Source organism: Candidatus Pantoea deserta (assembly GCF_003813865.1).
In the GTDB taxonomy this organism is placed as follows: Bacteria; Pseudomonadota; Gammaproteobacteria; order Enterobacterales; family Enterobacteriaceae; genus Pantoea; species Pantoea deserta.
In genome coordinates this window covers 554059-565900 of sequence record NZ_RMVG01000001.1, presented here as the reverse complement: position 1 = coordinate 565900, position 11842 = coordinate 554059, and the positions used below count along the sequence as shown (strand labels likewise).

The 11842-nt window shown below is 58.9% G+C and carries 7 protein-coding genes; 6 read left to right on the top strand and 1 reads right to left on the bottom strand.

The window, feature by feature from the left end:
* The first annotated feature begins 237 nt into the window (after positions 1 to 237).
* The 4 genes from metA to aceK all read left to right on the top strand — a co-directional run bounded on the left by metA (position 238) and on the right by aceK (position 6097).
* Positions 238 to 1167: a homoserine O-acetyltransferase MetA gene (gene metA, locus BBB56_RS02615; RefSeq protein WP_123798511.1), complete on the top strand. Its 930-nt coding sequence runs from the start codon at positions 238 to 240 to the stop codon at positions 1165 to 1167.
* 264 nt (positions 1168 to 1431) lie between these two features.
* Positions 1432 to 3003 carry a malate synthase A gene (gene aceB, locus BBB56_RS02610; protein WP_123798509.1) on the top strand — a complete coding sequence of 524 codons (1572 nt, stop codon included), beginning with the start codon at positions 1432 to 1434 and terminating at the stop codon, positions 3001 to 3003.
* Between the two features lie 17 nt (positions 3004 to 3020).
* The gene (gene aceA, locus BBB56_RS02605; protein WP_123798508.1) at positions 3021 to 4322 is read left to right on the top strand and encodes an isocitrate lyase; all 1302 of its coding nucleotides are present in this window, start codon (positions 3021 to 3023) and stop codon (positions 4320 to 4322) included.
* A 56-nt stretch (positions 4323 to 4378) separates the two neighbouring features.
* The gene (gene aceK, locus BBB56_RS02600; RefSeq protein ID WP_123798506.1) at positions 4379 to 6097 is read left to right on the top strand and encodes a bifunctional isocitrate dehydrogenase kinase/phosphatase; all 1719 of its coding nucleotides are present in this window, start codon (positions 4379 to 4381) and stop codon (positions 6095 to 6097) included.
* On the opposite strand, the gene iclR is transcribed toward aceK, so the two are convergent.
* Entirely contained in the window at positions 6094 to 6921 is an 828-nt protein-coding gene (gene iclR, locus BBB56_RS02595) for a glyoxylate bypass operon transcriptional repressor IclR (RefSeq protein WP_123798504.1), read from the bottom strand. The genes aceK and iclR overlap by 4 nt on opposite strands.
* A gap of 147 nt (positions 6922 to 7068) precedes the next feature.
* Between iclR and metH the strand changes: the two genes are divergently transcribed.
* Positions 7069 to 10800 carry a methionine synthase gene (metH, locus tag BBB56_RS02590; RefSeq protein ID WP_123798502.1) on the top strand — a complete coding sequence of 1244 codons (3732 nt, stop codon included), beginning with the start codon at positions 7069 to 7071 and terminating at the stop codon, positions 10798 to 10800.
* A gap of 249 nt (positions 10801 to 11049) precedes the next feature.
* Complete coding sequence (locus tag BBB56_RS02585; RefSeq protein ID WP_123798500.1) at positions 11050 to 11811, top strand: histidine phosphatase family protein; 762 nt, start codon at positions 11050 to 11052, stop codon at positions 11809 to 11811.
* The last annotated feature ends 31 nt before the right edge of the window (positions 11812 to 11842 follow it).

Genomic DNA, 11842 nt, shown 5'->3' with positions numbered 1-11842 from the left:
TGCTTATCGCGCAGCCCTGGCCTGACGGCCGGGGCTTTTTGCGTTATGCGGTCGATAAAATTTCCAGAAAACCTTTCATCTTCCTGTCCTCCCTCGTTGCACCTTTGCCCTGTTTTCCAGTTTAAGCTGAAAGATTTTCATATATCGCATGAAGCCTCGACAACTTCGTACTGCCAGGGTAATGTTGGGCATCTGGATGTCTAAACGTATATACGGTTGTTGAGAGGAAAGTCGCACATGCCAATCAGGGTTCCCGATGAATTACCGGCAGTAAATTTTTTGCGTAATGAAAACGTATTTGTCATGACATCATCACGCGCCAGTGTTCAGGAAATCCGTCCGTTGAAAGTATTGGTGCTCAATCTGATGCCGAAAAAGATTGAGACGGAAAATCAGTTTTTGCGTCTGCTTTCCAACTCGCCGCTTCAGATCGATATTCAGCTGCTGCGCATCGACAGTCGTGAATCGCGCAATACGCCTGTGGAGCATCTGAACAATTTCTACTGTAACTTTGATGAAATTCAGCACGATAATTTTGACGGGCTTATTGTCACCGGCGCGCCGCTGGGCCTGGTCGATTTCAACGATGTAGCCTACTGGCCGCAGATCCAGCGCGTACTGCATTGGGCGAAAGAGCATGTCACCTCAACGCTATTTGTTTGCTGGGCAGTACAGGCTGCGCTCAATATTCTTTATGGTATTCCCAAGCAGACGCGCCAGAACAAGCTGTCAGGCGTCTATGAACATCAGATCCTGCATCCGCACGCGCTGCTGACGCGCGGCTTTGACGACAACTTTCTGGCTCCGCATTCGCGCTATGCGGATTTCCCGACGCAGCTGATCACGGATTACACCGATCTGGAGCTGTTCGCGGAGTCGGAAAAGACTGGCGCCTATCTGATGGCGAGCAAAGATAAACGTCTGGTCTTTGTTACCGGCCATCCGGAATATGATGCGCTGACCTTATCGGGCGAATACCATCGCGATTACGAGGCGGGACTTTCGCCCGAAGTCCCCTATAACTATTTCCCGCAGGACAATCCGGAACTGCCGCCGCGCGCCACCTGGCGCAGTCATGGCAACCTGTTGTTCTCTAACTGGCTGAACTATTACGTCTATCAGATCACCCCGTACGATCTGCGCAGAATGAATCCAACGCTCGAATAACCTTTTTCCTCGTTTGTCCTTACCGTGCCAGCCGCAGGGCTGTCACGGTTTTTTTATGTCTGTCGCGTTTCTGAAAATACTTCCCCTTTAAATAAAAAACTTTAATCCCATTTTAATCATCTGGTTAACGCATTTCATATGTGAAAATGGAAATAGTTTTTGATTTTAAAAATAGTCAGCATATGCTTGGATCCTGTAGCGCAAAAAATCCCCTATAACCGGATCCCTGTTACAGGATCCGATCGGCGACAGGAGCGATACCGCATGACAGATACGATAATCCACAGCGATCTTACCTTCACCCAGCCCTTCTCCAGCGCGGAACAGCAGTTATTTACCCCGGAGGCGCGACGCTTTCTTTGCGAGCTGGTCACGCGTTTTACTTCTGAGCGAAAAAGGCTGCTCGGCCTCAGACAACAGCGGCAGCAGCAATATGATGCTGGTCAGCTTCCGCAGTTCGATATGGAAACGGCTTCCATTCGTGAAAGCAGCTGGCGCATCGGTTCCATTCCCGCCGACCTGCTGGATCGACGCGTAGAGATCACCGGACCGCCCGATCGAAAAATGGTGATCAATGCGCTGAACGCCAACGTGAAGGTATTTATGGCGGATTTTGAAGATTCGCTAACGCCGCAGTGGGACAAACTTATCGACGGTCAGCTCACCCTGCGTGAGGCGGTACGGGGAACGCTGCGCTTTACCAGCGAAGCCGGCAAGATTTATCAGCTGTGCGCCGAACCTGCGGTGCTGATGTGCCGCGTACGCGGCCTGCATCTGGATGAAAAGCATGTGCTCTGGCAGGGCAGCGCTATTCCCGGCGGGCTGTTTGATTTCGCGCTCTACTTTTTCCACAACGCTGACCAGCTGCTTAACAAAGGCAGCGGTCCCTATTTCTATCTGCCGAAAACAGAGAGCTGGCAGGAGGCGGCGTGGTGGCGAGAGATCTTCAGCTTTACCGAAGATCGCTTCGATCTGCCGCGCGGCACCATTAAGGCAACGGTTCTGATTGAAACCCTGCCGGCGGTATTCCAGATGGATGAGATCCTGTGGAACCTGCGCGACCATATCGTCGGCCTGAACTGTGGCCGCTGGGATTATATCTTCAGCTATATCAAAACGCTGCGCCAGCATGGCGACCGCATATTGCCCGATCGGCAATCGATCACTATGGCGCAGCCCTTTCTTGACGCTTATTCGCGACTGCTGGTGAAAACCTGTCATCGCCGCGGCGCGTTTGCCATGGGCGGGATGTCGGCGCTGATCCCAGCCAAAGACGCGGCGCGCAATGAGTGGATATTGCAGCGCGTGCGCGAAGATAAACAGCGCGAGGCGGATAACGGTCACGACGGCACCTGGATTGCCCATCCAGGGCTGGCCGATACGGCAATGGCGGTATTTGACGCCGCGCTCGGCGCGCGCCAGAACCAGCTTCACGTGCTGCGTGAAAGCGATGCCATCATCGACGCCGCCCAGCTGCTGGCCCCCTGCGAGGGAGAGCGCACCGAAGCCGGAATGCGCGCCAATATTCGCGTCGCGCTGCGCTATCTTGAGGCCTGGCTGGGCGGCAATGGCTGTGTGCCGATTGACGGGCTGATGGAGGACGCCGCCACGGCAGAAATCGCCCGCACCTCCATCTGGCAGTGGATCCATCATCAGCAGACCCTGAGCGACGGTCAGCGCGTCAGTGCCGAAAGCTTCCTGCGTATGCTGGAGGAGGAGCGACAGCAGCTTAACGATGTGCGTTACGACGACGCGGCGCGGCTGATGGCGCAAATCACCACCGAAAAAGAGCTGGTTTCATTTCTTACCCTGCCGGGCTACTGCCTGATCCCCTGAAAAAAGGAGCCGTTGCCATGACACGCACTCAACAGATACAGCAGCTTGAACAATCCTGGCGCGCGCCGCGCTGGGAAGGCATTACGCGTCCCTATAGCGCTGAAGAGGTGATTAAACTGCGCGGCTCGGTCAATCCGGCCTGTACGCTGGCGCAGCGCGGCGCGGAAAAACTCTGGGCGCTGCTCAACGGCGCAGCGCGCAAAGGCTATGTAAACAGCCTGGGCGCGCTGACCGGCGGACAGGCGTTGCAGCAGGCGAAAGCGGGTATTGAGGCTATCTATCTTTCCGGCTGGCAGGTGGCGGCGGATGCCAACCTTGCCGGACAGATGTATCCCGATCAGTCGCTCTACCCGGTTAACTCAGTGCCGGAAGTGGTACAGCGCATCAACCAGACCTTCCAGCGCGCCGATCAGATCCAGTGGGCGAATAACGCTGAGCCAGGCGACGAGGATTACATTGACTACTTTCTGCCGATAGTCGCTGATGCCGAGGCGGGATTTGGCGGGGTGCTCAATGCCTTTGAACTGATGAAGTCGATGATTAGCGCGGGCGCTGCGGCGGTGCATTTTGAAGATCAGCTGGCGGCGGTGAAAAAGTGCGGCCATATGGGCGGCAAGGTGCTGGTGCCGACGCAGGAAGCGATACAAAAGCTGGTCGCCGCGCGACTGGCGGCAGACGTCATGGACGTGCCGACGATTCTGATCGCGCGTACCGATGCCGACGCGGCAGACTTGATTACCTCCGACTGTGACGAATATGACCGGCCTTTTATTCGCGGCGACCGCACGGCGGAAGGGTTCTTCCGCACACACGCCGGCATTGAACAGGCGATCAGTCGTGGTCTGGCCTATGCCCCTTATGCCGACGTGCTGTGGTGCGAAACCTCGACGCCAGACCTGGCGCTGGCGCAGCGCTTCGCCACGGCCATCCACGCGCGCTATCCCGGCAAGCTGCTGGCCTATAACTGCTCGCCCTCATTCAACTGGAAAAAGAACCTCGACGATCGCGCCATCGCCGGATTTCAGCAGGCGCTAAGCGAGATGGGCTATCGCTTTCAGTTCATTACCCTGGCGGGCATTCACAGCATGTGGTTCAACATGTTCGACCTGGCGCACGCCTATGCACAGGGCGAAGGGATGCGCCACTACGTCGAGAAAGTGCAGCAGCCGGAATTTGCCGCGCGCGAAAAAGGCTACAGCTTCTCGTCGCACCAGCAGGAGGTGGGCACGGGCTACTTTGATCGGGTCACCACCCTGATTCAGGGCGGCCATTCGTCAGTCACCGCGCTGACCGGCTCGACCGAACAACATCAGTTTTAACCCTGTGTCAGATTCCCGCCCGACGCGTTCGGGCGGGCTTTTTGGGGGAGGTATCTGTGCCGCCACGCGAATCCCTGATTGCCCATACTATTCTGCAAGGCTTTGACGCCCAGTATAGCCGCTTCCTGGACATCACCGCTGGCGCGCCGCAGCGCTTTGAGCAGGCCGACTGGCAGGCGGTGCAGCAGGCGATGAAAACGCGCATCCATCTTTACGACAGCCACGTCACCCTGGTGGTCAATCAGCTGCGCATCCTCAACGACGCGGCCGCCTGGGACGATGCGTTCTGGCTCCAGGTCAAACAGGATTACCAGCGGTTGCTGCCGGACTATCCGCGCGCAGAGATCGCAGAGAGTTTTTTCAATTCGGTCTATTGCCGTCTGCATGGCCATGCGCACTTGCAGCCGCAGCGGCTGTTTATTTTCACCAGCCAGCAGAACGCCCCACAGCCGTCGCGTCCGCTGGCGCGCCGCTACGAGCCGCAGCGCGGCTGGCAGGCTATGCTGGAGCAGGTGCTGCGCGATGCCCCGCTGACGCTGCCCTGGCAGGATCGCGCGCGCGACGTCAGCTATATCCAGCGCCATTTACAGCAGCATTTCAGGCTGGAGGGCGGCTGGCTGGAGGTCGCCAGCGAGCTTTTCTTTCGTAATAAAACCGCGTGGATCGTGGCGCGTCTGCATCTGCCGCACGCTGTTTTCCCCTGTCTGCTGCCCGTGCAGCGTAGCGAGCAGGGAGAGCTATGGATCGATACCTGCCTGACTGACGTGAACGACGCCAGCATCGTCTTCGGTTTCGCCCGTGCCAGTTTTATGGTGTACGCGCCGGTGCCCGCTGCGCTGGTGGCGTGGCTACAGCCGATTTTGCCGGGTAAATCGCTGTCGGAGTGTTACAGAGCGATTGGCTGTCAGAAGCACGGCAAAACCGAGAGCTACCGCGACTATCTGCATGCGCTGGCGCAGAGCGACGCGGAATTTGAGATGGCTCCCGGCGTGCGCGGCATGGTCATGCTGGTCTTTATGCTACCGGGTTTTGATCGCGTGTTTAAAGTCATCCGGGATCGCTTTGCGCCGCAAAAAGAGGTGACAGAGGCGCAGGTGCGCGCCTGCTATCAGCAGGTGAAAGAGCATGACCGCGTCGGGCGCATGGCGGACACCCTGGAGTTTGAACAGTTTGCGCTGCCGCTTGCGCGTATTTCACCTGCGCTGATGGCGGAATTTCAGTCCAGCATCGCCGGGAAAATGCATATCGACGGCGATTGCCTGATCGTGCGCCATCTGTGGCTGGAGCGGCGTATGCAGCCGCTGAATCTCTATCTGGCTCAGGCCAACGCCGATGAGCGGCGACACGCCATTGATGAATATGGCAACGCGATCAAACAGCTGGCGGCAGCCAACATCTTTCCTGGCGATATGCTGTTTAAAAACTTCGGCATGACGCGCCACGGACGCGTGGTGTTTTACGACTATGATGAAATTCGTCCCATGGATGAGCTGCACTTCCGCGACGTGCCGCAGGCGCGCTATGAGGAAGATGAACTCTGCGCCGAACCCTGGTACAGCGTCGGCCCGGATGATGTCTTTCCCGAAACCTTTCGCTATGCGCTGTGCAGCGAAGCCGCCACCGGCGCGCTGTTGCAGCAGCTGCATCCTGAAATCTTTGAGGCGGGCTGGTGGCGCACCCAGCAGCAGCGCATCCGGCAGGGACATGTGGAAGAGGCGATCGCCTGGCGGCAGGCGCAGCGCTTTAGCGTGCGTTACGCCCAGGCGCTGGCTTAGCGGCCGCTGTAGGCCTGAGTGACCTGACGCGCTTCGCGGATCACCAGCGCGCCCAGCTCGGTGATACGGTCGTCGGTCATGCGCGCAATCGGCCCGGAAATCGACAGCGCGGCAAAAGCGTCGCCGTGCTCGTCGTAGATCGGCGCGGCGACGCAGCGCAGCCCCAGCGCATGCTCCTCATCATCAAAAGCAAAGCCTCCCTTGCGCACCAGGGCCAGATTCGCCTTCAGGCTCTGCGGCGACATCAGGGTATTGGGCGTGTAGTAGTGCAGCCCTTTCTGATGCAGCAGCGCGGTCACCTGCTCATCGCTCAGGTGCGCCAGAAACGCCTTGCCCGCGCCGGAGGCGTGCATCGGCAGCTTGCCGCCAATCGGCGCCGACATGCGCATCAGCTGGGTGCACTGCACCTGATCGATAATTACGGCCTGATAGTCGCTGAGATCCAGCACCGCCAGATTAACGGTTTCGCCGGAGGTTTCCATAAGCCTGCGCAGAACAGGGTGCACCAGCGCCAGCAGGTTGCGGCTCTGCAAAAAGCTGCTGCCGACCACAAAGGCGTGGGCGCCAATCGTCCACAGGCCGAGATCGCCGGTCTGATGCACAAAACCTTGCTGCTGCATGGTTGTCAGCAAGCGGTGGGTGGTGGAGTTGGGCAAACCAGCCTGCTGCGCCAGTTCGGTGAGCGCCACGCTGCCGTGGGATTCGGCGATCAGCTCCAGCAGATGCAGGCCGCGTTGCAGGGACTGCACCTGACCGCTGACAGGTGCGGCAGCGGGGGCGCCGCGCGGTTTCTTGCCGCGTTTAGCGGGAACGGGCGTAACCATTGGGGGATCTCCTTGCGCAAAGTGGAAATCATTTTCAGGGTAATTACGCAATTTGCAAACCTGAGCTTGCTGGTCGGATCTGTTACGCGCGCTGCCTGAAAATGTCTCACCTGCTGCGGCTTTTTCCCCCTGAAAAGTTGTGCCAGTATGACGGGCTGGCATATCAGCCAGCAGACTGACGTCAACGAGGCAACAGTGAGCAACAGAACCGAAGCGCTGCATCAGCAGCTCGCGCAACGCATCATGGTGCTGGACGGCGGCATGGGCACCATGATCCAGAGCTATAAACTGGACGAGCAGGATTTTCGCGGCAGCCGTTTTGGCGACTGGCCCTGCGATCTCAAGGGCAACAACGATCTGCTGGTACTCAGCAAGCCCGACGTGATCCGCGATATTCACCATGCCTATCTGGAAGCCGGCGCGGATATTGTCGAAACCAACACCTTTAACGCCACCACCATTGCGATGGCGGACTATCAGATGGAAGCGCTGTCGGCGGAGATTAACTATGAGGCCGCACGGCTGGCGCGCGCCTGCTGCGATGCGTGGACGGCAAAAACGCCGGATCGTCCGCGCTACGTCGCGGGCGTGCTTGGCCCGACCAACCGCACCTGTTCGATCTCGCCGGACGTCAACGATCCCGCCTACCGCAACGTCTCCTTTACCCAGCTGGTGGAGGCGTACCGCGAATCGGCGCGCGCGCTGATAGAGGGCGGCGCAGACCTCATTATGATCGAAACGGTGTTCGACACCCTCAACGCCAAAGCGGCCATCTTCGCCGTACAGACCGAGATGGAAGCGCTGGGCATCGAGCTGCCGCTGATGATCTCCGGCACCATTACCGATGCGTCCGGCCGCACGCTGTCGGGCCAGACTACTGAGGCTTTCTATAACTCGCTGCGCCACGCCGAACCGCTGTCGTTCGGTCTGAACTGCGCGCTCGGCCCGGATGAGCTGCGTCAGTACGTGGCGGAAATGTCACGCATCGCCGAATGCTATGTCAGCGCCCATCCCAACGCGGGGTTACCTAATGCGTTCGGCGAATACGATCTCGATGCCGACGTGATGGCCGGTCAGATCGGCGAGTGGGCGCGCGCCGGTTTCCTGAATATTATCGGCGGTTGCTGCGGCACCACGCCGCAGCATATTAAGGCGATGGCGGACATCGTCGCGGGCGTTGCGCCGCGCAAACTGCCGCAGCTGCCGGTCGCCTGTCGTCTTTCCGGCCTGGAGCCGCTGAATATCAGCGGCGATACGCTGTTCGTCAACGTGGGCGAGCGCACCAACGTAACCGGTTCGGCGAAGTTCAAGCGCCTGATTAAAGAAGAAAAATACAGCGAAGCGCTGGACGTGGCGCTACAGCAGGTACAGAACGGCGCGCAGGTCATCGACATCAACATGGATGAGGGGATGCTGGACGCCGAGGCGGCGATGGTGCGCTTTCTTAACCTGATCGCCGGTGAACCTGATATTGCTCGCGTGCCCATTATGATCGACTCCTCGAAATGGGAGGTGATTGAGAAAGGGCTACAGTGCATCCAGGGCAAAGGCATCGTTAACTCGATTTCCATGAAAGAGGGCGAGGAGATCTTTATCCGCCATGCGCGGCTGGTGCGACGCTATGGCGCCGCGATGGTGGTGATGGCCTTTGATGAGGTCGGCCAGGCGGATACGCGCGCGCGTAAGATCGAGATTTGCCGCCGGGCCTATAAAATTCTCACCGAAGAGGTCGGCTTCCCGCCGGAAGATATTATCTTTGACCCCAATATCTTTGCGGTCGCCACCGGTATCGACGAGCACAATAACTACGCCATGGACTTTATTGGCGCGTGCGAAGACATTAAACGCGAGCTGCCGCACGCCATGATCTCCGGCGGCGTCTCTAACGTCTCTTTCTCATTTCGTGGCAACGATCCGGTGCGCGAGGCCATTCACGCCGTGTTCCTCTATTACGCCATTCGCAACGGCATGGATATGGGGATCGTGAACGCCGGACAGCTGGCGATTTATGACGATCTGCCCGCCGAGCTGCGCGATGCGGTAGAAGACGTCATTCTTAACCGCCGCGCCGACGGCACCGAACGCCTGCTTGAGCTGGCGGAAAAGTATCGCGCCAGCAAAGGCGACGGCGCGGAAGATAAACAGCAGGCGGAGTGGCGCGGCTGGGACGTCGTGAAGCGTCTGGAGTATTCGCTGGTAAAAGGCATTACCGAATTTATCGAGCAGGACACCGAAGAGGCGCGTCAGGCCGCGGCGCGCCCGATCGATGTGATTGAAGGTCCGCTGATGGCGGGCATGAACGTGGTGGGCGATCTGTTCGGCGAAGGAAAGATGTTTCTGCCGCAGGTAGTGAAGTCGGCGCGCGTGATGAAACAGGCGGTGGCCTGGCTGGAGCCTTATATCCAGGCCAGCAAAGAGGCGGGCCGCAGCAACGGCAAGATCGTGCTGGCGACGGTGAAGGGCGATGTACACGACATCGGCAAAAACATTGTCGGCGTGGTGTTGCAGTGCAATAACTATGAAATCATCGACCTCGGCGTGATGGTGCCGAGCGACAAAATTCTGAAAACCGCCATTGAAGAGAAGGCGGATATTATCGGGCTGTCGGGGCTGATCACGCCGTCGCTGGATGAGATGGTCAACGTCGCGAAAGAGATGGAGCGTCAGGGCTTTACGCTGCCGCTGCTTATCGGCGGCGCGACCACGTCGAAGGCGCACACGGCGGTGAAAATCGAGCAGAACTACAGCGGCCCGACGGTTTACGTGCAGAACGCGTCGCGCACCGTCGGCGTGGTGTCGTCGCTGCTGTCGCCAGATCTGAAAGAGGCGTTTGTGGCGCGCACGCGTAAAGAGTACGACACCGTACGTATTCAGCACGCGCGCAAAAAGCCGCGCACGCCGCCGGTTACGCTACAGGCCGCGCGCGCCAACGCGGTCGATATTGACTGGGAAAGCTATACGCCGCCGGTCGCGCAACACCTCGGCGTGCGCGAGGTGCGCGCCACAATTGAGACCCTGCGCCGCTATATCGACTGGACGCCGTTCTTTATGACCTGGTCGCTGGCGGGCAAGTATCCGCGCATTCTGGAAGATGAAGTGGTGGGCGAAGAGGCGAAGCGCCTGTTTGCCGACGCCAACGCCATGCTGGATACCCTCAGCAGGCAAAACGCGCTGACGCCGCGCGGAGTGGTGGGGATTTTTCCGGCCAACCGCGTGGGCGACGACATCCACCTTTACCGCGATGAGAGCCGCCGGGAAGTGATTGCCGTTAGCCATCATTTACGTCAGCAAACCGAAAAAACCGACTTCCCTAACTACTGTCTGGCGGATTACGTCGCGCCGGCGTCGAGCGGCAAGGCCGATTATCTGGGCGCCTTTGCCGTAACCGGAGGTCTGGAGGAGGACGCGCTGGCCGAGGCGTATGACGCGCAGCACGACGATTACAACAAGATCATGGTGAAGGCGGTGGCCGATCGTCTGGCGGAGGCCTTCGCTGAGTATCTGCACGAGCAGGTACGCAAGACAATCTGGGGCTTTGCCGCGCAGGAAAATCTAAGCAACGACGAGCTGATCCGCGAAAACTATCAGGGCATCCGTCCGGCTCCGGGCTATCCGGCCTGTCCGGAGCACACAGAGAAGGCGGCGATCTGGCGGCTGCTGGAGGTGGAAAAACACACCGGTATGAAGCTGACCGAATCCTTCGCCATGTGGCCGGGCGCGTCGGTATCGGGCTGGTACTTTAGCCATCCCGACAGCCGTTACTTCGCCGTGGCGCAGATCCAGCGCGATCAGGTGGAGGATTACGCGGCGCGTAAAGGGATGACGGTCAGCGAAATCGAGCGCTGGCTGGCGCCGAACCTGGGTTATGACGCCGACTAGCCAGCGGGCCGACCCCCGTCGTAAATAGCGGCGGTTTTGCACGTCAGATCACGAACGACGGCGTCAGCCGTTTACGCCGGGGCGCAAGGTCGGCTATTTTCGCTGCACAACAGGATCGTTATCAAAAGCGAAACCTTGACTGTTACGTTAATGCGAACAGTCGGGTTTCGCTTTTTTTTTGCCTGTTGGATTCGGAATGCGTTACGCAATTTATAACCGGTGATAGCGAAAGTCTGTCAGGGAGGAGATATGTTAAAGCCAGTGTTTATGCTGCTGTGTGTTGTCACGCTGTTATTGAATACGCTGCAAAGCTATGCGGCGGAGGTGGATCTCTATTTTGTGCGCCACGGCGAGACCCGCTTTAATAAAAGCGGCCGGGTGCAGGGATGGGCGGATTCGCCCTTGACGCCTGATGGCGTCAGGACGGCCAAAGCGCTGGGGCAGGGTCTCAAGTCGACGCCTTTTATCGCGGTCTGGACCAGCGATACCGGCAGAGCGAGAGACACGGCGCAGCTGATCTTACAGGCGCGCGACGCCACGCCGCCGCTAATTGAATCCCGCGCGCTGCGCGAGGTCAGCTATGGGCAATTTGAAGGGCAGGCCACCAGGCTTATGTGGGACGCCGCGGCCAGCACGGTGGGGTTAGCCTCGCAGGCGGCGCTGATGCGCGCTTTTACCGCGGGCGAAAAGTCGATTGCCGACGTGGTGAACGCGCTGGCGGATGCCGATACGGCCCACGAAGCGGAGCATTACCCGCAGGCGGCGGCCAGGCTGAAACAGGCGGTCGATGAGATTGCCCGGCAGGCGCAGCGGGCGGGCGGCGGAAACGTGCTGATCGTCTCGCACGGCATGGCGATTACGGTGCTGCTGCATGAACTGGGCTATAGCGCTCAGCGCAAGCCGTTGAAAAATGCCAGCGTAACCCGCGTGCACTATGACGCGGCAGGCCATTATAACGTTGAGGATGTCGATAATATCCGCTTTGTGAAGCGAGGACAGGTGGAGCAGTAAGCGCAAGCGGGCGCGCTTCGCTGGCAGGAAA

What these genes read in the sequence shown, in the direction of transcription:
- metA (WP_123798511.1), top strand. Translation starts at nt 238, where the DNA reads ATGCCAATCAGGGTTCCCGATGAATTACCGGCAGTAAATTTTTTGCGT.
- aceB (WP_123798509.1), top strand. Translation starts at nt 1,432, where the DNA reads ATGACAGATACGATAATCCACAGCGATCTTACCTTCACCCAGCCCTTC.
- aceA (WP_123798508.1), top strand. Translation starts at nt 3,021, where the DNA reads ATGACACGCACTCAACAGATACAGCAGCTTGAACAATCCTGGCGCGCG.
- iclR (WP_123798504.1), bottom strand. Translation starts at nt 6,921, where the DNA reads ATGGTTACGCCCGTTCCCGCTAAACGCGGCAAGAAACCGCGCGGCGCC.
- metH (WP_123798502.1), top strand. Translation starts at nt 7,069, where the DNA reads ATGACGGGCTGGCATATCAGCCAGCAGACTGACGTCAACGAGGCAACA.
- BBB56_RS02585 (WP_123798500.1), top strand. Translation starts at nt 11,050, where the DNA reads ATGTTAAAGCCAGTGTTTATGCTGCTGTGTGTTGTCACGCTGTTATTG.